The following is a 24,148-nucleotide window of genomic DNA, read 5'->3' on the forward strand; positions in this document are numbered from 1 at the left end:
CGCACATCCGCTAAGGTAAGGCTTACCTGTTAACGATCGTGATTCGGTGGTCCCGTATGACCGTCTCCACCTTGCTGCCCCGCCCGCTGCCGAGCCCCGTCGCGGACGCCTACGCCCGCCTCGCCGAGGTGTTCCCCTCGCTGAGGATCAGGGAGCTGGCGCGATCGGAACAGGCGCCGCGAGGCGCGGGCTGGGTCGGCGCGGCGCAGCTCGCGGAGGGCGGCGCGGCCCTGGACACGTTCTTGGCCTGGGACAACGCCCAGGTCCTGCGGGACTATCAACACCAGGCCCGCCCCGACGTCATCGCCTCCTTCGGCTTCCACCGCTACGCCTGGCCGGCCTGCCTGCTGGTGACCGTGCCCTGGTTCCTGAGCCGCCGGGTGCCCCGGATCCCGGTCGCCGACGTGGCCCACCACCGGGCCCTGGGCCGGATGACGGTGCGGGTGCGGGAGTTCGCCTGCCTCCCCGACGATCCGGCGGCCGCCCTTCCCGGCGCCCGGGTCGTCGCGGACGAGGAGGCGCTGCGGGGCGCGGTGCGGGCCTCGGTGGCCGAGCATCTGGGCCCGGTGCTCGACGGGTTCGGGCCGCGCATGCGGCGGGGCAAGCGGGCCCTGTGGGGCATGGCGACGGACGAGATCGTCGAAGGGCTCTGGTACGTCGGCTCGCTGCTCGGCGAGGAGGCGCGCGCGATGGCGGCGCTCGACGCGCTGCTGCCCGGCACCGAGAAGCCGTATGTGGGCACCCCGGGCTTTCGCGACCTGACCGGGCCCGACGGGCGCCGGCTGCCGACCCGCGACCGGGCGAGCTGCTGCCTCTTCTACACCGTGCGCCCCGAGGACACCTGCGTCACGTGCCCGCGCACCTGCGACGCCGACCGCGTGGCGAAACTCAGCGCCGCTTCCTGACTCCATGCCACCCGTACGGGTGAGCAACGGCCGAACACAACTCGCCTCCCCCGCACGGCAGTTCGGGCTCATGGCCCCTATCAGGCTGCCCTCGCACTCCGTTGGCGTCCTCTTGCCCCGAAAACCCCCTGCCGCCCCGTGCGGCTGGAGCAGTATGGCGGCCGATACGCCCTACGCGATGCAAGGGACACCGCATGCGACTGACCGACATATCGCTTGACTGGCTGCTTCCGGGCGGCGTGATGATCGTGGGGGTCGTCGTGGCTCTGGTAGTGCTCGCTCGCGGCAAGCGCGCCGGTGACAACGCCACCGGCGACGACTCGTGGGAGCGCAGCGAGGAGCGCCGCAGAAGGAAGGAGGCGGTGTACGGCACCGCCTCCTATGTGCTCCTGTTCTGCTGCGCGGCGGTGGCGGCCGCGCTCTCCTTCCACGGTCTGGTCGGCTTCGGCCGGCAGAACCTCAATCTGACGGACGGCTGGGAGTACCTGGTCCCCTTCGGCCTCGACGGCGCGGCCATGTTCTGTTCCGTGCTCGCGGTGCGCGAGGCGAGCCACGGTGACGCGGCGCTCGGCTCACGCCTGCTGGTGTGGACGTTCGCGGGCGCGGCGGCCTGGTTCAACTGGGTGCACGCGCCGCGCGGCATGGCCCACGCGGGCGCCCCGCAGTTCTTCGCCGGGATGTCGCTCTCGGCCGCCGTGCTCTTCGACCGCGCCCTGAAGCAGACGCGCCGGGCGGCACTGCGCGAACAGGGCCTGGTGCCGAGGCCGTTGCCGCAGATCCGGATCGTGCGGTGGCTGCGCGCCCCGAGGGAGACCTTCGGCGCCTGGTCGCTGATGCTCCTCGAAGGCGTACGCACCCTGGACGAGGCGGTCGACGAGGTGCGCGAGGACAAGCGCGCCAAGGAGGAGAACAAGCTCCGCAGGCGTGATCAGGAGAAGCTGGACCGGGCGCACCTCAAGGCGCTCAGCCGGCAGAACCGGGCCTGGGGGCGCGGCAGGGGCGGCCGTCAGGTCGGCGTCCAGGGGATCGGGCCGGGACCCGGCTCCGCGCAGCCCAAGGCTGTCGCGGAGCCGGCCGAGGCGGAGCCGGGGCAACTGCCGCAGCGCAGCCGGCCCTCCCTCCAGTCCGTCGGGACCCCTGATGCCCCGGCCGCGAGGACCGTGGACCTCACCGCCGAGGACGACACCCAGGCGTTGCCCCGGCTCGACTCCCTGGAGCGCAAACTGAAGGACCTTGAGCAGCAGTTCGGCTGACCGCGCCGACCCGCCATCGACCCGCCATCGACCCGTCGTCGTCGCGTCGTCGTCGTCCCGGCCGCTCGCGTGGGCCGGGCGTCGGGGCGGGGCGGCTAATACCTCGGCGGCGCGCCATCGCCCAGTTCGAACCAGACGATCTTTCCCCGTTCGTGTTCGTCCACGCCCCACGCGTCCGCCAGCGCCTCGACGAGGACCAGGCCCCTGCCGTGCGTCCCGTCGTCGGACGTCGGTCGGCGCGGGGTGGGCAGGTCGGTCACGAAGTCCCGCACCTCCACGCGCAGCCCGGCCTCCCCGACCGTCACCGTCACCACGGCGCCCCGGTCCGTGTGCACGAGGGCGTTGGTGACCAGCTCACTGGTCAGCAGCTCCGCCACGTCCGCCGCTCGCGAATGCCGCGAGGAGCGCAGAAGTTCCCTGAGTGCGCGACGTATTTCCGCCACCGCCGTCAGATCCGCGTGCCCCACTCTCCTGCACAGCAGGCGCTGGTCCCCCTGCTGCGCATCAGGTGTCCGGGCGGGCCCGGCCCCCGCGGACCCGAACCCTGCCTGATGCCCTGTCATAGCCCCCACCTGCACGGTGTGACGACCTTCCTCCCTCGAACACGCACACGGGATGCATGCCCCGCCTCGGCCTGGTCACTCATGGTGATTCCGCGGCAACCCAAAGAGAATGCCCAGGACCGGCCCCCAACGGAGGCGCGCCACCGGGCGGTCGGGCTCCGGCGCGCGGCCCGCGCGAGCGGACCGTGCGCCCGTTCATGCGCCCCGCGCGACCCCGCCGCCCAGCAGGCCCACTCCTGCCGTTCGGCATGCGCCGGACAAGACGACGGGCCCGGGGGCGCGGGACGACGGGCCCCGCCCAGCCCGTTGACGGCGCCATACGAGCCGCACGAGGGCGGTACGCGTCCGGGCCGGTGAGCCGGCCACGGATCCAGGGGACCGGCCCACGATGCCCGGCCGGGGCGGAGGGCCGATGCGGCGGTCGGCCCCGGTTTCGCCGGATCGGTCCCGCGCTCCCCCACGCGCGGTCCGCTCGACGACCGCGCGGGTGTCGGCCCGAGGGCGGCCCCTCCCCCGCGTCCGGCATATCCCCTTGGCAGTGGAGGAGGGCCGCGGACCGGTGCCGCCCCGCATGATCCGCCACCAACTCCCTTGACTTCCCCACCACTTGGGGCCGCCCCGCACGCAGACGCACCGACCGGTCGGCCTGCGCCGATCCATCCTTCGCGGCTACGTCTTGTGGCGTACCCGGAACCGAGCGGTGCGGGCGCCACGGGACGCCGGGGCTCGCAGACGGGGACCGCCGTGCCGCGCCGGGCGCGTACAGCCTTCCGTAGGCCGTTCGTCGCCGTCCGCGAAGGCGGCCCCCCGCATCGGTCCCACGACATCCCGCCCGGAGCGCCACCTCCCGGGTACGCACGGGACACGCGAGACGTACTGGCGAGTACGTGAGCGGGCGGACCGGACCGTCGCCCCCCGAACGGCCGGGCCGACTCAGTAGGGCACCGTGCCGCACCACGTCTCCGCCCAGGCGGAAGCGCCGAATTTGTTGGCCGCGCGCACCGTGACGCAGATCTCGTCGCCGGAGAAGGGGCCGTTGACGACGTAGCTGCTGCCGCCCGTGGAGTAGATGGTGTCGACGTTCTTCTTGGTGAAGTTGCTGCCCTTGTTGGTGAAGTGGATGTCGTACCTGGTCGCCTCGGACAGCGGCGTCCAGCTCGCGGTGAACGGCATCGAGCACGCGCCGACGCAGGAGTTGTTGTACTTGAGCTGGTACGCCTTCAGGTCCGGCGGCGGAGAGCCCGAGGGCGGCTTGCTGTCGCCGGAGGAGCCCGAACCACCGGACCCCGAACCACCGGACCCCGAACCACCGGACGAAGCCGACCCGCCGGACGAGCTGGATGATCCCGAGGACCCCGATCCGCCGCCGGCGCCCGCGCCACCGCTTTTCACCGGACCGCTGCCTCCGCCTCCGGCGCCGCCGGCCGGGGGCGCCGAGGCCCCGCCGTTCGCCGGGGCGTTCACCCCGCCGTCGCCCGCCTTGCCGTCCTGGCCCTTCGCGTCGCCCTTGTCCTTGTCGGACGCCGAGGGCGAGGGCGAACCGCCGGGCGCGCTGGGCGAGTTGCTGCCCGACGGGCCCGCTCCGGCACTGGCGCTCGGGCCCGCGCTCCCACCGGTGCTCGCGCTCGCGGCCGGGGCGTCGGCGTGTGCCCCGCTCCCGCTGTCGCTCGCGAAGGGCGCGATCACCGCGATCGTGCCGCCGCCGACCGCGAGCACGGCGATGACCGGCAGCACGATCAGCCGGCGCCGGCGACGAGGCCGCTGTTCCTGTTCCCCTTCCCGTCCCCGCTCGCGCTCGCGCAAGGTGACGGCTTCCCCCTCGATGACGCCCGCGCCGGGACCGGCTCCGGGCCGCAGGCCGATGGTCGCCCGGTCCACGGGCGGCTCCCGCAGCGGCTTCGCCTCGGCGTCGAGCAGCCGCGCGGACTGCTGCGCCAGCCGCGCGACGACCGCGGCGGGCAGCCAGGCACCCCGCGCGGAGCGCGGACGCGTGCGCTCGGGGTCCGCCAACAGCTCGTCCACGCCGGGCCGTTGGTCGATGTCCTTGGCCAGGCACCGGGCGATGAGCGCCCGCAGCGCCTCGTCCTTGACGCCCGCGAGGTCGGGCTCGCCCTCGACGATCTGGAACATCACGGCGTGCTGATTGCTGGCCCCGTGCCCGAACGGCAGCTGCCCGGTCGCGGCGTAGGTCAGCACGCACCCGAGGGTGAACACATCGCTCTTGGCCCCGGCGCTCTGGCCGCGCACCTGCTCGGGCGACATGAAGCCGGGCGAGCCGACCGCCATCCCCGTACTGGTCAGCAGGGACTCCACGGACGTCTCAAGCGCCCGCGCGATCCCGAAGTCGATGACCTTGGTGCCGTCAACGGTGAGCATGACGTTGGACGGCTTGAGGTCGCGGTGCACGATCCCCACGCCGTGGATGTCCTTGAGCGCTTTCAACAGCCCCTCGGCGAGGGCGTGCAGCGACGCGACCGGCAGCGGCCCGTGCCGTCGCACGATCTGTTCGAGCGAGAGCCCGGGGACGTACCCCGTGGCGACCCACGGCGGCTCGTCGTCGGGCCCCGCGTCGAGCACCGGCGCCGTGTACCGCTCGCCGACCTTGCGCGCCGCCTCGATCTCCCGCCGGAAGCGCGCCCGGAAGTGCTCGTCCGACACGTGCTCTTCGTGTACGACCTTGACGGCGACGGTGCGCCCGCTGTCCGAACGCGCCAAAAACACCCGCCCCATGCCGCCGGCGCCGAGCCGGCCCAGCAGCAGATACGGCCCGATGCGCGCCGGATCGCTCACCGCGAGCGGCTTGATGCCCCCCTCGACACAGTCGTCCGTCCCGCCGTTCTTCTCCCCGTCGGTACCACTCATGATGGTGTGAATCCCCCGGCCCTTCTCGCCTGGTCATCGGCGTAACCCGGTTGAGCGTAAACGGTGTTGGGGCACCGGGTGAAGGTGAGGACGCGCGGGGCGGGCGCGTGGTTCGCCGAGGGGCCCCGCTTCTAGGGCCTGGGCACGTTGCGGAGGTTGGAGCGGGCCATCTGGAGCATGCGGCCCACCCCGCCGTCCAGGACGATCTTGCTGGCCGACAGGGCGAAGCCCGAGACCATCTCGGCGCTGATCTTCGGCGGGATGGAGAGCGCGTTCGGGTCGGTGACGATGTCGATCAGCGCAGGCCCCTTGTGCCGGAACGCGTCCTTGAGAGCGCTCCCGAGCTGCTTGGGCTTCTCCACCCGCACCCCGTACGCCCCGGCCGCGCGCGCGATGGCCGCGAAGTCCGGGTTGTGGTTGGTCGTCCCGTACGAGGGAAGCCCCGCGACCAGCATCTCCAGCTCGACCATGCCGAGCGAGGAGTTGTTGAAGAGCACGATCTTCACGGGCAGGTCGTACTGGACGAGTGTCAGGAAGTCGCCCATCAGCATCGAGAAGCCGCCGTCGCCCGACATCGAGATCACCTGGCGGCCACGGTCGGTGAACTGGGCGCCGATGGCCTGCGGCAGGGCGTTGGCCATCGAGCCGTGGCTGAACGAACCGATGATCCGGCGCCTGCCGTTGGGCGAGATGTAACGGGCCGCCCAGACGTTGCACATACCGGTGTCGACGGTGAACACGGCGTCGTCGGCGGCGAGTTCGTCCAGGACGGAGGCGACGTACTCGGGATGGATCGGGACGTGCTTGTCCACCTTGCGGGTGTAGGCCTTGACGACGCCCTCCAGCGCGTCGGCGTGTTTCTTGAGCATCCTGTCCAGGAACTTGCGGTCCGTCTTGACCTTGACCCGGGGCGTCAGACAGCGCAGCGTCTCCTTCACGTCCCCCCACACCGCGAGCTCCAGCTTCGAGCGCCGGCCGAGGTGTTCGGGGCGTACGTCGACCTGGACGATCTTGACGTCGTCGGGCAGGAAGGCGTTGTACGGGAAGTCGGTGCCGAGCAGGATGAGCAGGTCGCACGCGTGGGTCGCCTCGTAGGCGGCGCCGTACCCGAGCAGGCCGCTCATGCCGACGTCGTACGGGTTGTCGTACTGGATCCACTCCTTGCCGCGCAGCGCGTGCCCGACGGGCGCCTTGATCCGCTCGGCGAACTCCATGACCTCCGCGTGCGCCCCGGCGGTGCCGCTGCCGCAGAACAGGGTGACGCGCTTGGCCTTGTCGATGAGGGCGGCGAGTTGGTCGATCTCGCCGTCCCCGGGCCGGACCGTGGGCCGGGACGTCATCAGGGCGTGGTCGATGGCCTTGTCGGGGGCGGGGGCGGAGGCGATGTCGCCGGGCAGCGCGAGGACGCTGACGCCGCCCCGGCCGATCGCGTGCTGGATCGCCGTCTGGAGTACGCGTGGCATCTGCTGCGGGTTGGAGATCAGCTCGCTGTAGTGGGAGCACTCCCGGAACAGCTGGTCGGGGTGGGTCTCCTGGAAGTAGCCGAGGCCGATCTCCGACGACGGGATCTGCGAGGCGAGCGCGAGGACCGGGGCCATCGAGCGGTGCGCGTCGTAGAGGCCGTTGATGAGGTGCAGGTTGCCCGGGCCGCACGACCCCGCGCACGCGGCAGGCCCCCCGGTGAGCTGGGCCTCGGCGCCGGCCGCGAACGCGGCGGTCTCCTCGTGCCTGACCTGGATCCAGTCGATGCCGGGGGTGCGGCGGATGGCGTCGACGACAGGGTTGAGACTGTCACCGACGACTCCGTACAGCCGCTTGACGCCCGCGCGCGCGAGGATGTCGACGAACTGCTCTGCGACGTTCTGCTTGGCCATGGGTCCATCAACCCATGGCCTGCGCCATCACGCCTCCCAGACCGCGGCGGCCGTACGGTCGTCGGCGTAACCCTTCACCCTGAGCTGGAGGTCGGCGAGGAAGGCGGCGAGGCCCGGCGGCTCGGGGCCCGCCCAGCGTTCGGCCAGTTCCCCGGCGAGAGCGCTCTCGCCGCGCAGGGGTTCGGCGAGGCCGGTACTGCACAGCAGGAGCGCGTCACCCGGGCGGGCCACGGAGGCCCGGAAGCGGAACGGTTCGCCCGGGGGCGCGGGCGGTTCGATGTAGGGGCGGGCCGGCTCGACGGTGCCCAGGTCCATGGTCAGGCTCTGCTCAGCCGGGGACTCGGCGGGCGCCGAACCGAACCCCACCACCGGCGCCCCGGTGACGGCGCCCGGCTCGGGCACGGCGGGCTCGATGTCCTGCCAGACTCCCCCGCGCAACCGGAAAAGACCGCCGTGCCCGATGCCGAAGAAGACCCGGGTGCGGCAGGCGGGGTCGGCGGTGAGCAGCAGACACCGCAGGCTCGCCGTGTACTCCCCCGGTGGCAGGCCCAGCTCTCCCGCGCGGGCCCGCAGCATCCCGTAGCTGCGGTCGATGAGCCGGTGCAGTCCCGACTTGAGGTCGCCGCGCCGGCCCGCGCGGATGTCCTCGGCGAGGCGGAGGTGGCTGCGGCCGATGGCGCCGCCGATCCAGTGGCAGGCGTCGGCGGCCGCCAGGTGGGCCCGTTCGCTGGTGCGCGCGCCGCTGCCCACCGCGACCAGGACCAGGGCGTTCTCGCCGGTGCCGAAGCGGGCGGTGAGCAGGGCGTCGCGGCGCGGCTCGCCCCGGTAGCGCGCGGAGTCGCCCCGCGAGGAGCCGGCCCGCAGGACGTAGGCGCCGTAGCGGGCGCCGTCGAGCACGGTGTCCGCGACGAGTTCGTCGAGGCCGTCGGGGCGGGCGCCGGGCAACGCGGTGGGCTCGGCCTCATAGGTGGGCGGCCCGTCCCCCACATACCCGGCACGGGGCCGTGGCACCGTCGTGAACGGCGCGGGCGCGGTGGCCCGAGGAGGGTCGAACTGCTCGTCGGGGGCGGTTCGGGGCGGGGCGGGCGCCTCGACGGGTGTCCCTTCGGGAGTCTTGACGGGGGCGGGGGTTGGAGACGGGGTGGAGGGCGGGGCGGGCGGCGGCGGAGCAAGGCGTGCCGCGAACTCGTCGGACCGGACGCCCCCCGTCTCCGGGGCCAGGGGCTGAACGGGCTCGGCGCCCGGGGCCAGGGACTGGACGGGCCCGGCGCCCGGGGCCAGGGGCTGAACGGGCTCGGCGCCCGGGGCCAGGGACTGGACGGGCCCGGCGCCCGGGGCCAGAGGCGGAACGGGCCCGGCGCCCGGGGCCAGGGACTGGACGGGCCCGGCGCCCGGGGCCAGAGGCGGAACGGGCCCGGCGCCCGGGGCCAGGGACTGGACGAGCCCGGCGCCCGGGGCCAGAGGCGGAACGGGCCCGGCGCCCGGGGCCAGAGGCGGAACGGGCTCGGCGCCCGGGGCCAGAGGCGGAACGAACTCCGCCCCCGGAGCCGGGGCCTGGACCGGCTCCGCCCCCGGGGCCGGGGCCTGGACCGGATCCGCCCCCGGGGCCTGGGCCTGCGCTGCCCCCGCGCCCGGGGTCGCGGTCCGCTCGGCTCGCGTGCCCGGGGCCGGGGTCTGCGCGGCCTCCCTCTTCGGGGGCCGGGCCCGCGCGGCCTCTCCCTTCGGGGGCCCGGGCGGCGCCAGGGGCGGCCAACTCACCGCTTGCGACGCCGAGTCGAACCGGTCGTCCAGGCTTTCGTCCGAGCCGGTGGCACCGGTGGCACCGATGTCCTGGGGCGGCTCGTCGTACAGCCGGCTCCACCAGTCGTCGTCCCGGGTCGGCCTCTCCCCCTGCTGGCTCATGCCCTTATTGTCCACCGGCGGGGGCAGCCGAAACCGGGGCATCGGGAAAATGTGCTCAACGGACAAGTGCCGTGACGCCCCAGAAATGTCCCCCGTGCCCCTCCGCCTCGGGGGAGCGGGGCCCGGCGCCGCACACGGGGTCGCCGGCCGCGGCGTACGCGCGTTGGCAGCGCGGCGCGCGATACGGCGATGATGTGCGCGGCAGGTTCGCGCCGGGGCAGTTTCCCGCTGTCGCGCAGGTGAGAGAGGCGGTCCGGGTGCTGGGAGCGATAGGTCTCGACGAGACGCAGGAGTCGGCGTACCGCGCGTTGGTCGCGGTGGGAGCGGCCGAGGTGAGTGACCTCGCGCACCGGCTGACGCTGCCCGAGAGCGAGACGGAGCGCGCGCTGCGCCGCCTGGAGCGCCAGGGCCTCGCCGCCCGGTCCTCCGCCCGGACCGGCCGGTGGGTCGCGGCCCCGCCCGGGGTCGCCCTCAGCGCCCTTCTCACCCGCCAGCGCCACGAGTTGGACCGGGCCGAGCTGGCGGCGGCGCTGCTGGCCACCGAGTACCGGGCGGACGCGGCCGAGCCTGCCGTGCACGACCTGGTGGAGGTGGTGACCGGCGCGAGCGCGGTCGCCCACCGCTTCCACCAGGTGCGGCTGGGCGCGACCCACGAGGTGTGCGCGCTGGTGGCGGGCGGGCCGTTCGCGGCCGCCGGGCTGGACGGCGGGTCCGAGGACGCGGCCTCGAACCCAGGGGTCCGCCATCGGTTGGTGGCCGAGCGCCAGGTGCTCGCGCTGCCCGACACCGTCGCCGAACTGTCCGCCGCGCTGGGCCGCGACGAGCAGGTGCGCACCGTGGAGCGGGTGCCGTCAGAGCTCGTGGTCGCGGACCGCGCTCTGGCCATGGTGCCGCTGACCGGCAGGGACGCGGAGCCCGCGGCGCTCGTGGTGCACGCGAGCGGGCTGCTCGCATCGCTGATGGGCCTGTTCGACGCGGTGTGGCGGGACGCGGTGCCGCTGCGGCTCGGCGCCGGAGGGCGCGGCGTCGTCGAGTCGGTCCCGGGTCCCGACGCGACCGACCTGGAGATCCTTTCGCTGCTGCTCGCCGGGATGACGGACGCGAGCGCCGCCAAGCAGCTGGACCTCGGCCTGCGGACCGTGCAGCGCCGGGTCAAGGGCCTGATGGAACTCACCGGCGTGACGACGAGGCTCCAGCTCGGCTGGCACGCCTACGAGCGGGGCTGGGTGGCCCGCTGATCACGCTGGGCCAGAGGGCGGTCACCGCACGTCAGGGGCAGGACGGCCCGCACTGCGCGGGCGGGCGGGTTCCGGCACTCTGGGCAGATGGGCGTGTGGCAGCTCCTCGCGGTCGGCACGGTGATCCTGCTGGGCCTGGGCGGCGTGCTGGTCCCCGGCGTCCCCGGGCAGGCGATCGTGTGGGCCGCCGTGGCGTGGTGGGCGCTGGACGAGGCGACCGGGCTCGCCTGGACCGTACTGGCGTGCGCCACCGGCGTCCTCCTCCTCAACCAGGCGCTGCGCCCCTTCCTGCCGCCCCGCCGCTTCAAGGCGGCCGGCGTGTCCAAACGGTCGGTCCTGGTGGCCGGCGCGGCATGCGTCGCGGGCTTCTTCGTGCTGCCGGTGGTGGGCGGGATCGCCGGGTTCCTCGGCGGACTGTACGGCGCGGAGCGGGTGCGGCTGGGCAGTCGCGGGGACGGCTGGGCCTCGGCCCGTACGATCCTGCGCGCCGGCGGCTACTCGGTGATGGCCGAGCTCTACGCCTGTCTGCTCGTCGTCGGGGCGTGGCTGGGCGCGGTGGTCCGGGGCTGAGGGTGCGGTGCCGTTTCGGGGCCGGGCGGCACGGCGACCGGAGCCGGAGGCTGACGTGCGCGCCGCCCGGCCCCGGCCTGCCGGGCGCTGAAAGCCGTGCCCGCGTCGTTGAACGAGCGGGTCCAGAAGTGCCATAACGGGGATAGCCGCTTCCACGGCCCTCGCGACGCCGGGGGGGGGAGGACCGTGACGCCTTTCCTGCGTACGCTCAGCAGCCGCTTTGCGCACTCTGCCCATCACGACTGTGGTCCAGGATGTACCGGCCACTGTGCCGCCTTGGAGCAGCGCGCGGAAACTCGGCCCGCGCTCGTCGACGAAAGCCGGATAGCGGTCGGGGACTTGAGCCGATGCGTGGGTGAGCGGAGCCTTGGGGCGCTCAACGAAGCATTCCTCGATCTCGTCCGCAGTTGAGGGCGCCCCGCCGACCGAGCACTGCTGACCAAGCCCCCCGCAGACCGGGATGTGTTACACCGGTAGTAAGCAAAGGGGAATTTTGCAGAAGCTCAAGCTCGGCATCATGTCGCAGACCCGTAAAGAGAACGAGCACCGTCTGCCGATCCACCCAGCGCACTTCGACCGCATCGACGTCGACCTTCAGCGCAGTATCTATCTGCAGGCCGGTTACGGAGAGCACTTCGGGGTTTCGGACCGCCGGCTCGCACCGTGGGTCGCCGGTTTCCGCTCACGCGAGGAGCTGATCGCAGGGTGTGACGTCATCCTTCTGACCAAACCGTTGCACGAGGATCTGGCGGAGCTGCGGGACGGGCAGGTGCTGTGGGGGTGGCCGCACTGTGTGCAGGACGAGAAGGTCACGCAGGCCGCCATCGACCGCAGGCTCACGGTGATCGCCTTCGAGGCGATGAACCACTGGACCCGGGAGGGTGGCTTCAGCCTGCACGTTTTCCACAAGAACAACGAGCTGGCCGGCTACTCCTCGGTGCTGCATGCCATGCAGCTGACCGGGACGACCGGTGACTACGGGCGTCGGCGGCGTGCGGTAGTGATCGGCTTCGGCGCCGCCGCCCGCGGCGCGGTAACCGCGCTCAGCGCGCTGGGCGTTCACGACGTGGACGTGCTGACCGCTCGCGGCACCGCTGCCGTCAGCTCACCGATCCACTCGGCACGAATCGTGCACTTCGACCATGACGTGGCCGACGACACCCTCAACCCGCGGCGCAGCATCGCGCTCACTGAGAACGGACCGGAGCCGCTGGCCCAGTTCCTCGCCGGGCACGACATCATTGTCAACTGCGTGCTCCAGGACACCGCGGCGCCGCTGATGTTCCTGATAGAAGAGGACCTGCCGAAGCTCGCGCCTGGCACCCTCGTCATCGACGTCTCCTGCGACACGGGCATGGGGTTCGCCTGGGCTCAGCCCACCACGTTCAACGAGCCGATGTTCACCGTGGGCGACCACATCCACTACTACGCCGTGGACCACAGCCCCTCCTACCTGTGGGATGCGGCCACCTGGGAGAACAGCGAGGCGCTGATCCCGTTCCTGCGGCCGGTCCTCGAAGGGCCGGCCGGCTGGGACGGTGACGGCACGATTCGCCGAGCGATCGAGATCCGCGGCGGTGCCGTCCAGAACCCCGCGGTCCTGGCCTTCCAGCACCGCGCCCAGCAGTATCCGCACGCGCTGCTGTGAAGCGGCGCCACCTATTTGTCACCGGTGGCTCAGTGGCACGACGGTAAGTCGCGCATCGTGTGGGAGCACCTGGCCAACGTGGCGCTGGGCGGTTCGACCGCCTCGTGAAGACGGAGCCGCTGTGAGGGCAGCCGACCGAAGGTGGCTTTGGGCCGGGGCGACAGGCTGAGAGCGCCCCGGCGATCGTCGACGCCAACGACGGCTACCTGCGGGACGACGCGACTGCGATGTGCCTGGACTGGCACGGCAACGGCCGCTCACAGCGGAATGCCGACGTAGACCACCCCCAGGATGCCGATCTTTGCCGTTCGTGGCCGCGCCCTCCCTGAGGTTCGCCGGCGGACGGCTTTCACGCGTGCGCCCGCTCCGTAGAGGGGACCGCCGAGGACGCGATCAGAGCGAGTACGGCCGGCCCCGGCGGCCTGAAGGAAGTCAGGCAGCCCACCGGCGTCCACCCCAGGGCCAGATAGCACGGAGTGGAGACCGGGTCGGCGTTCTCCCCCGAACCGTAACGTCGCGACGCGCACGGCAACCCGCATGCTCCCGTGCCGAGCCTGATCGCGCCACGTGTTAGGGCCGGTTGGCCCTTTGCGTGGTCCTTCGGCCCCCAGCGCGACGACCTGTCGGTGCGGCACATTGAAGGAGCCGCCGCACTCGTGGGAGCGGTGTCGGGGGGGGTCGCTGCGGCGATCCGTGATCGTTCGAGCGGAGCTGAAAGGACGGCTTCATGTGACACAGCAAGATCGGTTCGGTGATGATGGGCGACCTGGTGTGCGCCGAGTCGGCACTCCGTTCAAGGAGGCCGCCCGTCTCCTCGCCCGCCATCGGATCAGCGGCCTATCTGTCGTGGACGGTGACGACAGGGTGATGGGGATCGTCTCGGAGAGCGACTTGATGTGCGATCGGGACGGCACAGCGCTCCCACCCGAACGGCGGCCGCTACCCCAGGGGCGAAGCCGGTGGGACCGGAATATCAGCGTCCGAGCGCATGCGGCCCGTCAGTTGATGTCGACCCCCGCCGCTACGGTCCACGCCGAGGACAACCGTTGCTGTCGGTGCGCGGATGACGGCGCAACACGAAGTGGAGCGGCTGCCGGTCGTCGACGACGAGGACCGCCTGGTGGGCATCGTGACCCGGGACCTCCTCCAGCTGTTTCTGCGCCCGGACGCGGACCTGCACCGTGAAGTGGTGGAGGAGGTCCTGGCAGGGGCGCTGCGCCTGCCGGCTGACGGCGGTTGCGGACGCCTGGATCCACAAACCCTGAAAACATCTGAAGGCATCTGACGGCAGGGGACCGGCCATGGCGCGGCTTGCGCTCGTTGCGTACGGAACGAAGAACGGTTCGACCCGCGGCATAGCCCAGGCCATCGGCGGCGCGCAGTACGCGGGGCGCTGGCACGGGGCCGCAGCGAGGTTCTCGCGACGGCATCGTGCGGCGCTGCTGGACCGGACGGTCTGGGTCTTCAGCAGCGGCCCGCTCGACGGTACGGCCGCAGAAGGGGACATTCCCCCGGTACGGGGCGCCCGCCGGGCCGCGACGCGTCTCGACGCCCGGCAGCACATGCTGTTCGGCGGCCGGCTCGAAGCCGGGGCGCGCGGCCGCATGGCACGGATGATCGTCGAGTCCGGGCGCCGTCGCGGTCCTGGACGCGTGTGCCGCAACGGCGGTCGGGTTGTGGGTTGCGCGGGTGGCTGTCCACCGGGTTCCACGCCGCCAGAACTCCTCTGCTGGACCATGACGGGCCCCGTCGGCAGCGGGACCACACGCGGACGACAGCTGACGCCTGGAGGGCGATGTGATCCAAGAACGCGTTTTCTCACCGGAATCACCGATCCGGGTCTTCCTGCTCGATGATCACGAGGTCGTACGACGCGGGGTGCACGACCTCCTCGACTCGGAACCGGACATCACGGTGGTCGGTGAGGCGGGAACCAGCGCGCAGGCGCTGGTGCGCGGTCCGGCACTACGCCCTGATGTCGCCATTCTGGACATCCGGCTCCCGGACAGTGACGGCATCACCGTATGTCGTGAACTACGTGACCGGGTGCCGGGGTTGGCCTGCTTGATGCTGACGTCCTTTGACGATGACGACGCTCTGCTGGACGCGATCATGGCCGGGGCCGCCGGCTATGTCCTGAAGCAGATCAAGGGCTCCGATCTGGTCACAGCGGTGCGGACAGTGGCGTCGGGGCAGTCGATGCTGGACCCGGCGACCACCGGGCGGCTGATGAGCAGTCTCCGGGCCCCCGCCGCACAACCCTCCTCGGGAGCAGGTCAGTTGGGCGCTCTCAGCGCGCGCGAACGCGAGATACTGGATCTGATCGGTGAGGGACTGACCAATCGGCAGATCGGTAAGCGGCTCTATCTGTCGGAGAAGACCGTCAAAAACCATATCTCGCGGCTTCTGGCAAAACTCGGAGTCGAGCGCCGGGTCCAGGCGGCAGTCCTGGCAGTCCGCCTGAACCCGCTGCCCCACAAGGACGCCTGATGCTGCCGGAACTCGCTAACGGCGATCGGCAAGCGGTACGGCCCAGCGGAGAAGGGCACCTCCCCCGGCCGGCACGGCCAGAGTGAGGTCTCCGCCCAGGTTCTGCGCGCGCTCGCTGAGATTGCGCAGCCCGCTGCGATGTCCGCCTGGGCCCATCCCGACGCCGTCGTCGGTGATCGTCAGGATGAGTCGCTCCTTACGGACGATGAGCGCGATCTCCGCGGACGAAGCGTGCGCGTGGCGGGCGATGTTCGCCAATGCCTCGCTCAGCACGGCCACCACCTCGTCCGCCATGGTGTGCGGGACATCGGTGTCGAGCAGCCCCTCCATGCGCAGGGACGGGGTGAACCCGAGTGCGGGAACGGCCTCCTCGGCGGTCTTGGAGGCGTGCGCCCGCAGGCCCGGACCCACCGTGGTCGTGTCGTGGGCCCGCAGTCCGAAGATCGTGGATCGGATGATCTTGATGGTGGTGTCGAGGTCGTCGACCGCCCGGCTGATCCGCTCGGTTGCCTCCGGATGTCCGACGAAGCGCTTCGCGCTCTGCAGTGTCATTCCGGTGGCGAACAACCTCTGGATGGCCAGGTCGTGGAGGTCCCGCGCGATCCGGTCGCGGTCCTCCAGCAGGCTCACCTGCTCGGCGTTCTTGCGCCGGTCGGCGAGTTCCAGAGCCAGGGCCGCCTGACCCGCGAAACCGGGCAGCGGGGCGATCTCCTCCGGGGAGAAAGGCGTGCGTCCCGCAGTGCGGGCGAGCAGAAGTACCCCGCGAGCCCCGTCACTGGTACTCAGAGGAACGGCGACTGCGGGCCCGAGCCCCCTCCAGCGCTCGGGCAGGTGGGTGACCCGCGGGTCACTCTTCACATCGGCGGTGACAATCAGCTGTCCTGCGGCGAGGGCCGCCCCGGTCAGGGTCCCCTCCCGCGGCAGGCGTGCTCCACGGTGCAGTGCCGCCCCCTCCCCCAGAGCGAGCACCCCGCGCAACTCCCGCGTACCGGGAGTGAGGAGGTCGACCACGCCGAGGTCGGCCGAGGTGATGGCCTGTGCCCGGTTCAGCATCAGCTCCAGAACTGTCGTCTCCGGGGCGCCGGACAACAGACCGCTGGTGAGCTCGGCACCGGCCGCCAGCCAGCGTTCCCGCACTTGCGCCTCGGCGTACAGACGGGCGTTGTCGATCGCCACCCCGGCCGCTACGGCCAGGGTCGACAAGACGGCCTGGTCTTCCGCGTCAAACTGCGCGCCCCCTCGTTTCTGCGTGAGGTAGAGGTTGCCGAACACCACTCCCCGTACGCTCACCGGTACGCCGAGGAAAGAGCGCATCGGCGGGTGGTGCGGAGGGAAGCCGCACGACGTCGGGTGCTCCGCCAGCTCTTCGAGCCGCAGCGCTTGCGGATGGCTGATCAGCTCGCCGAGCAGCCCGTGCCCGGCGGGCAGAGCCTCAATTCGCGCGTGCTCGCTCTCGTTGACCCCCACCGTGAGGAACTGCGTGAGGCGTTGATCGGGGCCTATGACCCCGAGTGCACCGTATTCAGCGTCCACCAGGACTGCGGCGGCCTCGGTGATGTGGCGCAGCACCTGCGCGAGATCGAGCTCGCGGCCCACGGACAGGACCGCCTCCAACAGACCGTGGAGACGTCCTTGAGTGCCGCGGATCACTCGGATCTGCGCCTGGAGTTCTTCGAGCAGCACATCCAGGCGCAGCCGTGGCACCGTTGCGGACGGTGCGGGCTCCTCGGCGTTCACTGAGGCCTCCGTGTTGTCGGATGCGGCGGGGTGCGGAAGCACGCCGGGTCGTGCGAGCCCCGGAGCACTGCGCCCTCCGGTGGTACAGGAGGGATGCTCTTTCGAGGGCCGGGGCGGCGGACCGGATTGCTCCGCTGGACGCGTCCGGTGTGCTCAGGAGCTCCGGATGGAGGAACGGAGCGCGGGCCCTGCGGCAGGCGCGCGGAGCTCCGATGCGACGTCGAGGCGGAAGCGGCGCGGCCGGGGACCGGGGCAGCATCACCCACGCTAGTCCCCGGATTCAGCCTTGCACAGCGGCAGCCGCCTGGCGACGACGCGATCCGGTCGGGCCTAGGACAGGGCCATCCGGCACCTGCGCTCGCTCGGGCCTGGCCCTAGCCTGAGAAACGAGACTCCGGTCCCCGAGGACCGGAGCACTACCCCGCTCCGGGAGGCACATCGTGCAGGGCACCGTGGATCACGGTGATCCACAAACGCGCTGCTGAACGCGCGGCGAAACAGATCTGCGGCGATTGTGGCGATGACGCCCGCCCGGCGGTCCATGGAGGGAGCGCGAGATGCCCGACACCCATGAGGAATCGGCCAGTTACCTCGGCGCGCAGGAATTGGCCGCGCTCGACGCGCACTGGAGGGCAGCGAACTACCTCGCGGTCGGTCAGATCTATCTGATGGCCAACCCGCTGCTCGAAGAAGCGCTGCGCCCGGAGCACATCAAACCCCGCTTGCTGGGGCACTGGGGGACATCACCCGGCCTGAACCTTGTCCATACCCATCTCAACCGTGTGATCAAGAACTGCGGCAAGGACACCCTGTGCGTCTGGGGCCCGGGTCACGGGGGGCCGGCGGTGCTTGCCAATTCCTGGATCGAGGGAACGTACTCCGAAACGTACCCGGACGTAAGCAGGGACGCGGACGGGATGGCCCGCCTCTTCCGTCAGTTCTCCTTCCCGGGCGGGGTGCCCAGCCATGTCGCGCCCCAGACGCCGGGCTCGATCCACGAGGGCGGTGAGCTCGGCTACTCGCTCTCCCACGCCTACGGCGCCGCGCTCGACAATCCGGAGTTGCTGGTCGCCTGTGTGATCGGTGACGGGGAGGCCGAGACCGGACCGCTGGCCGCCTCCTGGCACTCCAACAAGTTCCTCGACCCGGTCCACGACGGCGCGGTCCTGCCGATCCTGCACCTCAACGGGTACAAGATCGCCAACCCGTCGATCCTCGCCAGGCTGCCCGCCTACGAACTCGACGACCTGCTACGAGGGCTGGGCCATGACCCGATCCACGTCGAGGGCGACGATCCGCTCCAGGTTCACGTCGCGATGGCGCACGCCATGGACACCGCCCTGGACACGATCACCGCCATCCAGCACGGCGCCCGCCGGGAGGGTGTCACCGAACGCCGCCGCTGGCCGGTGATCGTGCTCCGCACGCCCAAGGGGTGGACCGGACCGGCCGAGGTCGACGGCCTGCCGGTCGAGGGCACCTGGCGCGCCCACCAGGTACCGCTGGCCGGAGTGCGGGAAAACCCGGACCATCTGCGGCAGTTGGAGCAGTGGATGCGCTCCTACCGGCCGCGTGAGCTGTTCGACGACCAGGGACGCCCGTCCGCGAAGGTCCTGGAGTGCGTACCTGACGGGGCACACCGCCTCGGCGCGAGCGAGCACGCCAACGGCGGGCTCCTGGTGCGTGCCCTGCCGCTGCCGCCTCTGGAGCACTACGCGGTGCAGGTCGACAAGCCCGGCGTGACGATGCACGAACCCACCCGGGTACTGGGCGGTCTCTTGGAGACCGTCATGGAGAACACCGCCGAGCGGCGCGACTTCCGACTGGTGGGACCGGACGAGACCGCCTCCAACCGGCTGGATTCCGTCTACCGGGCCACGGGAAAGGCGTGGCAGGCGAACACCCTCCCGGTGGACGAGAACCTGGACCGGCACGGCCGCGTCATGGAGATCCTCTCCGAACACACCTGCCAGGGCTGGCTGGAGGGGTATCTGCTGACCGGCCGGCACGGGATGTTCTCCTGCTACGAAGCGTTCGTCCACATCGTCGACTCCATGGTCAACCAGCACATCAAGTGGCTGCGCACCTCACGCCGGATTCCCTGGCGCCTCCCCATCGCCTCCCTCAACTACCTCCTCACCTCGCACGTCTGGCGCCAGGACAACAACGGCTTCTCCCACCAGGACCCCGGCTTCATCGACCACGTACTCAACAAGTCCCCGGAAGTCGTGCGTGTCTACCTCCCGCCGGACGCCAACACCCTGCTCGCGGTGGCCGACCACACGCTGCGCTCCCGCGACTACGTCAACGTGATCGTCGCGGGCAAGCAGCCCTGCTTCGACTGGCTGACCCTGGAGGAGGCCCGGGGCCACTGCGCCCGCGGGGCGGGAATCTGGGACTGGGCGAGCACGGAGGACGGCATCCGCGACCCGGACGTGGTCCTGGTCTGCGCCGGTGACGTCCCCACACTGGAGGTGCTGGCCGCAGCCCAGTTGCTCCGCCACTACCTGCCCGATCTGGCGGTGCGTGTGGTGAACGTGGTGGATCTGGCGCGACTTCTCCCCGCGGCGGAGCATCCGCACGGTATGCCCGATGCCGAGTACGACGCCCTGTTCACCCCCGACAAACCGGTCATCTTCGCCTACCACGGCTATCCGTGGCTGATCCACCGTCTCGCCTACCGCCGCACCGGCCACCCCCACCTCCATGTCCGCGGTTACAAGGAGGAAGGATCCACGACCACGCCCTTCGACATGGTTGTACGCAACGACCTCGACCGCTACCGCCTGGCCATGGACGTCATCGACCGCGTCCCCGGACTCGCCGAGCGAGCCGCCACGATCCGCCAGGAACTGGTGGACACCCGCCTGCGCCATCATGACTGGATTCGAGCCCACGGCACCGACCTGCCCGAGGTCGCCGACTGGACCTGGGCCGGCTGAACCGCCGTCCGCGGGAGCTCCCCCTGCTGGGGAATATGCGTGGGGCAGAGCAAGCCGCCTGCGACGGTCACACCCCGCGGCAGCGCCTTACCGGACGCCGCCCCGCCGGCTGGACGGGTACGGGCTGTTCGGGCGGCGCTGCGGGGACCGGCTCTGATCGGGGTACCCCGGGCGTCACTTCGAGGGCTACCCCGTGGTGCTGGATCCCCAGGGGGCTGCCCGCCGGTAGTGAGTAGGTGACCGCAGTGGGGGTGATCTCGACCCGCAGTCGCCGGCCGCGGATGAGCACGGTGAAGGTGAGTCGGCTGAGTGCCGGGGGGAGGCGGGGGGCGAAGGAGAGCAGGCCATCGTGGTGCCGCATGCCTCCGAAGCCCGCGACGAGCGCTGTCCAGGTGCCGGCGAGCGCGGCGATGTGCAGGCCGTCGCGGGTGTTGTGCCGCAGGTCGGACAGATCCATCATCGCGGCCTCGCCGAGGTAGTCGTAGGCGAGTTCCAGGTGCCCGGTCTCGGCGGCGAGTACGGCCTGGGTGCACGCGGACAGCGAGGAGTCCCGCACCGTCAGCGCGTCGTAGTAGGAGAAGGCGACGGCCTTGGCCTGCCGTGTGAAGGCGTCGCCCCGCAGATGCATGGCCAATACCAGGTCGGCCTGTTTGAGGACCTGTTTGCGGTAGAGGTCGAAGTACGGGAAATGCAGCATCAGCGGGTACTCTCCGGGGCCGGTCGCAAGGAAGTCCCACCGCTGGTGTCCGGTGGAGCCGGCGGACTGTTCATGCATGCCGAGCGTCTTGTCGTAGGGCACGGTCATCCTGGCGGCCGCGTCCCGCCAGGCGATGCTCTCCTCGTCGCTCACGCCGAGCAGGCCGCTCTCTCGGGGGTGGCGGGCCACGGCGCCGGCGGCGCCCTCCAGGTTCTGCTGCGCCATCAAGTTGGTGTAGGTGTTGTCGTCCGACAGTGCGCTGTACTCGTCCGGCCCCGTGACGCCGTGGAGGTGATAGTTCCCGTCCTTGTCGTGGTGTCCCAGTGCGCGCCACAGCCGGGCGGTCTCGACGAGCAGTGGCAGTCCGGTTTCCCGTTCGAAGGTGTCGTCGCCGGTCGCCGCGACGTAGCGCAGCACGGCGTCGGCGATGTCGGCGTTGATGTGGAAGGCGGCGGTGCCGGCGGGCCAGTAGGACGAGCACTCCGCGCCGTTGATCGTCCGCCAGGGGAAGGCGGCCCCGGCCAAGCCGAGTTGCCTTGCTCGTTCCTGCGCCGGCGGGAGTGTGGCGCAGCGCCATCCGAGCGCCTGCGCCGCAGCCCCGGGCGCGGTGTAGGTCAGCACCGGAAGGACGAAGGTCTCGGTGTCCCAGAAGCAGTGGCCGTCGTAGCCGGGACCGGTGAGGCCCTTGGCCGGGATGGCGCGCTCCTCCACCCGTGCTCCGGCCTGTAGTACGTGGAACAGGGCGAACCGGACCGCTTGCTGGATCTCCGGGTCGCCCTCCACCTGCACGTCGGCCCCGGCCCAGAATTCCGAGAGGTAGTCGCGCTGTTCGGCGTGCAGACCGTCCCAGGTGGTGCTGGTCGCTGCTGCCAGGGCGGCGTCCACCTGGTCGTGCAGGGCAGGCAGGGAGCGGGTACTGGACCAGCCGTGGGTGACGAACTTCTCGACGCGCAGCTTCTGGCCCGGCAGCAGCTGCGCGGTGAGGGTGACCCGGCTCAGGTCGTCGGCGCTCTCCGAGGACATCGCCGTACCGTCGGGTCCCTGGACGACGTGATCCGCGGCGGCCGCTACGCGCAGGCCGCTCCTGGCGGTTCGGTGGATCAGCCGAAGCCGGCCCCCGCAGGCGAAGTTCTCCTCCGCCACCAGCGGTGACTCCAGGGCTGCCGCGCTCCGCGGGTCGCCACCGGGTTTCGGGAGCTGCTCGTTGGCGACGAGTTCCGACTGCAGGACGACCCGCAGTGGGGTGCCGAGCGCTTCCACTTCGTAGGCGATGGCCGCCACCGCTCGCTGAGTGAACGACACCAGACGCGAGGAGCTGATCCGTACGGTACTGCCGGCCGGGGAGGTCCACTGGACCCTGCGGTGCAGCACCCCGGTCCGGAAATCCAGCACCCGCTCATGACTGTCGAGCCGGCCGTAGCGCAGATCGAAGGGCTCGTCGTCCACCAGAAGCCGGATGATCTTGCCGTTGGTGACGTTGATGATGCTCTGGCCGGAGGCCGGATAGCCGTATCCGGCCTCGGCGTACGGCAGCGGGTGCAGCTCGTACACCCCATTGAGGTAGGTCCCCGGCAGGCCGTGCGGCTCGCCTTCGTCGAGGTTTCCCCGCCATCCGACATGGCCATTGGCAAGCGCGAACAACGATTCGCTCTGGGCCAGCATGTCGAGGTTGAGTTCGCTCTCGCACAGGCACCACGGTTCGACACCGTAGGCGGGATGGCTGATCACGAGGAAGCCCTCAGCAGCTCGGCCAGGTCGCGCACCACCAGATCCGCGCCATGCCGACGCAGCGCTGGGGCCTGGCCGGTGCGGTCCACGCCGATGACGAAACCGAAACCGCCGCTGCGGCCGGCGTCGATCCCCGCGAGCGAGTCCTCGAAGACAGCGCAACTGGCCGGGGGGACTCCTAGGATGCGTGCAGCGGCAAGGAAGGTGTCGGGGTGTGGTTTGCCCGGGAGTCGCTGCTCGAAGGCGACGACGGCATCGATCCTCACCTCGACGAGATGGGCGATGCCCGCAGAGACGAGCACGTCGAGACAGTTGGCGCTGGAAGAAACCACCGCCCGACGCAGTTCCGCGCTCCGAACCGCCTCGAGATAACGGACCGAGCCGGAGTAGGCCCGCACGCCCTCCTCCCGGATTCTCCTGAGGAGAATCGCGTTCTTCCGTTCACCGAGACCGTGAACCGTGTTCCCCGCCGGTGTCCCGTCGCCGCCGCCCTCGGGCAGTGTGATGCCGCGGGAGGCGAGGAAGCTGCGGACGCCGTCGGCCCGGGGCAGTCCGTCGACGTACGCGTCGTAGTCCTTGACCTCGTCGAAGGGACGGAGCACTGCCTCGTCGCGCTCTCGCAGGAAGGCGTCGAACGTTTCTTTCCAGGCTGCCGCGTGGACCGTGGCCGTGCGGGTCAGGACCCCGTCCAGGTCGAAGAGACAGGCACGGACGGACGGCGGTAGCCCGACACGGTTCATGTCGCTGCCGGCCGTCGAGAACCGCAGCTGGACCGGGTTCACCATGCATAGATCCGAGCGAGGATCTGGTGGTGCACTGCCTGGCCGGAACGCGGGTAGGTCACCATGACCGGCAGATGGCTGGGGTCTCGGCCCTCGACCCAGGTGATGCCATCGGCAGTCCCGGTGTGGATGTGGGCCTTCTGCTCCTTGAGCCATTCTTCGCAGCGCCTGAGCGCCGTCGAGCTGGGCGCGGCCCAGACCACGAACTGGGTGCCGACAGCCCCCAGCGCATGGGCCGCCTGGATGCCCACCGATCGCAGATAGAGCTGGAACCCTTCCGGGTTGAAGAGCAGGGCCGCGGTGGTGGTTCCCCAGTCGCTCTCCTGGAGGCCCAGGAGAGCGCGGTAGAACGTCACCGACTCCTGGAGGTCGCACACGTACAGCACGACGGCTCCCAAGGTCATGCTGCCCGGCGGAGCTGCCTGAGCCGTAGCGGTCGGGTGGGTGACTGCGCCTTCGGGTGATGCGTCGCGTCCCATCAGCACCTTTCTCGCACTGCTCGGTCCTGGCGTCGCAGCGCGCGTCTCGCGCCGTATCCGAGCTTCACGTGGTCCGCCCATGAACGGCAGGTGCCGAACGGTCCACACGCCGTGCCGGTATCCGCCTCGTCAGCGTCCGTGCCGACCCGTCCCCAACGAAGTGGTGGCGAAGCCGGCCACCGTCGACGGTGTCGTCGCCGTCCACGAACCGCGCACCGACGGCGCCTCCCCTACCCCGCCCGTGAGCCCTCTTTGGCGTGCCGGTCGCCCCCGCGCGGAGGGTGACCGGCACGCCAAAGAGGGCTCACACGTTCTCCCGTGCTCCGTTCGTCAGCGGACGGATCTCCGGTTTGGCAACGCCGCCTGGCCGTCCCCTGGACGCGGCGGCCTGGGTCTCGCGGGCGAGGAAGGAGCCGAGTTCGCCGATGGTGCTCATCAGGGGTGCGGGGAAGACGACGGTGGTGTTCTTGTCGACGCC

The 24,148-nt window shown here is 71.2% G+C and carries 16 protein-coding genes and 1 pseudogene; 9 read left to right on the forward strand and 8 right to left on the reverse strand.

Annotated features, from left to right (window positions below; genetic code table 11):
• Positions 1-56 precede the first annotated feature (56 nt).
• Both ACFYM2_RS07765 and ACFYM2_RS07770 read left to right on the forward strand, forming a co-directional pair.
• Positions 57-905, forward strand: a complete 849-nt coding sequence (locus ACFYM2_RS07765) for a (2Fe-2S)-binding protein (RefSeq protein ID WP_388834206.1) — start codon at positions 57-59, stop codon at positions 903-905.
• 194 nt (positions 906-1,099) lie between these two features.
• The gene (locus tag ACFYM2_RS07770) at positions 1,100-2,158 is read left to right on the forward strand and encodes a DUF2637 domain-containing protein (RefSeq protein WP_359007888.1); all 1,059 of its coding nucleotides are present in this window, start codon (positions 1,100-1,102) and stop codon (positions 2,156-2,158) included.
• A gap of 95 nt (positions 2,159-2,253) precedes the next feature.
• Here ACFYM2_RS07770 and ACFYM2_RS07775 read toward each other — a convergent pair whose 3' ends face one another.
• The 4 genes from ACFYM2_RS07775 to ACFYM2_RS07790 form a co-directional block, all read right to left on the reverse strand.
• Positions 2,254-2,601: an ATP-binding protein gene (locus tag ACFYM2_RS07775; RefSeq protein WP_388462045.1), complete on the reverse strand. Its 348-nt coding sequence runs from the start codon at positions 2,599-2,601 to the stop codon at positions 2,254-2,256.
• Between the two features lie 1,053 nt (positions 2,602-3,654).
• The gene (locus tag ACFYM2_RS07780; RefSeq protein WP_388834209.1) at positions 3,655-5,583 is read right to left on the reverse strand and encodes a serine/threonine protein kinase; all 1,929 of its coding nucleotides are present in this window, start codon (positions 5,581-5,583) and stop codon (positions 3,655-3,657) included.
• A gap of 131 nt (positions 5,584-5,714) precedes the next feature.
• Positions 5,715-7,457 (reverse strand): pyruvate dehydrogenase, encoded by a 1,743-nt coding sequence (locus ACFYM2_RS07785; protein ID WP_388462041.1) that lies wholly within the window; start codon positions 7,455-7,457, stop codon positions 5,715-5,717.
• Between the two features lie 27 nt (positions 7,458-7,484).
• The gene (locus tag ACFYM2_RS07790; RefSeq protein ID WP_388834212.1) at positions 7,485-9,359 is read right to left on the reverse strand and encodes a protein phosphatase 2C domain-containing protein; all 1,875 of its coding nucleotides are present in this window, start codon (positions 9,357-9,359) and stop codon (positions 7,485-7,487) included.
• A gap of 257 nt (positions 9,360-9,616) precedes the next feature.
• Here ACFYM2_RS07790 and ACFYM2_RS07795 point away from each other — a divergent pair, with 257 nt between their 5' ends.
• The 6 genes and pseudogenes from ACFYM2_RS07795 to ACFYM2_RS07820 all read left to right on the forward strand — a co-directional run bounded on the left by ACFYM2_RS07795 (position 9,617) and on the right by ACFYM2_RS07820 (position 15,305).
• Entirely contained in the window at positions 9,617-10,597 is a 981-nt protein-coding gene (locus ACFYM2_RS07795; RefSeq protein WP_359007874.1) for a helix-turn-helix domain-containing protein, read from the forward strand.
• 87 nt (positions 10,598-10,684) lie between these two features.
• The gene (locus ACFYM2_RS07800) at positions 10,685-11,167 is read left to right on the forward strand and encodes a DUF456 domain-containing protein (protein ID WP_359007871.1); all 483 of its coding nucleotides are present in this window, start codon (positions 10,685-10,687) and stop codon (positions 11,165-11,167) included.
• A 493-nt stretch (positions 11,168-11,660) separates the two neighbouring features.
• A complete protein-coding gene (locus tag ACFYM2_RS07805; protein WP_359008963.1) occupies positions 11,661-12,815 on the forward strand; it encodes a N(5)-(carboxyethyl)ornithine synthase in 1,155 nt (384 codons plus the stop codon).
• A 771-nt stretch (positions 12,816-13,586) separates the two neighbouring features.
• Positions 13,587-13,658 (forward strand): annotated as a pseudogene (locus ACFYM2_RS07810) (hypothetical protein); the annotation flags it as partial.
• A gap of 220 nt (positions 13,659-13,878) precedes the next feature.
• Positions 13,879-14,100: a CBS domain-containing protein gene (locus tag ACFYM2_RS07815; RefSeq protein WP_388462569.1), complete on the forward strand. Its 222-nt coding sequence runs from the start codon at positions 13,879-13,881 to the stop codon at positions 14,098-14,100.
• A gap of 512 nt (positions 14,101-14,612) precedes the next feature.
• Positions 14,613-15,305, forward strand: a complete 693-nt coding sequence (locus tag ACFYM2_RS07820) for a response regulator (protein ID WP_388834216.1) — start codon at positions 14,613-14,615, stop codon at positions 15,303-15,305.
• 15 nt (positions 15,306-15,320) lie between these two features.
• Here ACFYM2_RS07820 and ACFYM2_RS07825 read toward each other — a convergent pair whose 3' ends face one another.
• Positions 15,321-17,042 (reverse strand): GAF domain-containing protein, encoded by a 1,722-nt coding sequence (locus tag ACFYM2_RS07825; RefSeq protein WP_388834219.1) that lies wholly within the window; start codon positions 17,040-17,042, stop codon positions 15,321-15,323.
• 557 nt (positions 17,043-17,599) lie between these two features.
• Here ACFYM2_RS07825 and ACFYM2_RS07830 point away from each other — a divergent pair.
• A complete protein-coding gene (locus ACFYM2_RS07830) occupies positions 17,600-19,984 on the forward strand; it encodes a phosphoketolase family protein (protein WP_359008957.1) in 2,385 nt (794 codons plus the stop codon).
• Between the two features lie 67 nt (positions 19,985-20,051).
• On the opposite strand, the gene ACFYM2_RS07835 is transcribed toward ACFYM2_RS07830, so the two are convergent.
• The 3 genes from ACFYM2_RS07835 to ACFYM2_RS07845 are packed head-to-tail and all read right to left on the reverse strand — an operon-like array spanning position 20,052 to position 23,595.
• A complete protein-coding gene (locus ACFYM2_RS07835) occupies positions 20,052-22,409 on the reverse strand; it encodes a glycoside hydrolase family 65 protein (RefSeq protein WP_388834222.1) in 2,358 nt (785 codons plus the stop codon).
• Positions 22,406-23,149: an HAD family hydrolase gene (locus tag ACFYM2_RS07840; protein ID WP_388462579.1), complete on the reverse strand. Its 744-nt coding sequence runs from the start codon at positions 23,147-23,149 to the stop codon at positions 22,406-22,408. Before ACFYM2_RS07840 ends, ACFYM2_RS07835 begins: the two co-directional genes overlap by 4 nt.
• Before the next feature lie 38 nt (positions 23,150-23,187).
• Positions 23,188-23,595, reverse strand: coding sequence for a VOC family protein (locus ACFYM2_RS07845; RefSeq protein WP_388462575.1), 408 nt, complete (start codon positions 23,593-23,595; stop codon positions 23,188-23,190).
• Between the last annotated feature and the right edge of the window lie 553 nt (positions 23,596-24,148).

The organism is Streptomyces sp. NPDC006711 (assembly GCF_042869775.1).
Classification (GTDB): Bacteria; Actinomycetota; Actinomycetes; order Streptomycetales; family Streptomycetaceae; genus Streptomyces.

Coding starts and splice junctions, on each gene's coding strand:
- ACFYM2_RS07765 (WP_388834206.1), top strand. CDS start 57: ATGACCGTCTCCACCTTGCTGCCCCGCCCGCTGCCGAGCCCCGTCGCG.
- ACFYM2_RS07770 (WP_359007888.1), top strand. CDS start 1,100: ATGCGACTGACCGACATATCGCTTGACTGGCTGCTTCCGGGCGGCGTG.
- ACFYM2_RS07780 (WP_388834209.1), bottom strand. CDS start 5,583: ATGAGTGGTACCGACGGGGAGAAGAACGGCGGGACGGACGACTGTGTC.
- ACFYM2_RS07785 (WP_388462041.1), bottom strand. CDS start 7,457: ATGGCCAAGCAGAACGTCGCAGAGCAGTTCGTCGACATCCTCGCGCGC.
- ACFYM2_RS07790 (WP_388834212.1), bottom strand. CDS start 9,359: ATGAGCCAGCAGGGGGAGAGGCCGACCCGGGACGACGACTGGTGGAGC.
- ACFYM2_RS07800 (WP_359007871.1), top strand. CDS start 10,685: ATGGGCGTGTGGCAGCTCCTCGCGGTCGGCACGGTGATCCTGCTGGGC.
- ACFYM2_RS07815 (WP_388462569.1), top strand. CDS start 13,879: ATGACGGCGCAACACGAAGTGGAGCGGCTGCCGGTCGTCGACGACGAG.
- ACFYM2_RS07830 (WP_359008957.1), top strand. CDS start 17,600: ATGCCCGACACCCATGAGGAATCGGCCAGTTACCTCGGCGCGCAGGAA.
- ACFYM2_RS07840 (WP_388462579.1), bottom strand. CDS start 23,149: ATGAACCGTGTCGGGCTACCGCCGTCCGTCCGTGCCTGTCTCTTCGAC.
- ACFYM2_RS07845 (WP_388462575.1), bottom strand. CDS start 23,595: ATGACCTTGGGAGCCGTCGTGCTGTACGTGTGCGACCTCCAGGAGTCG.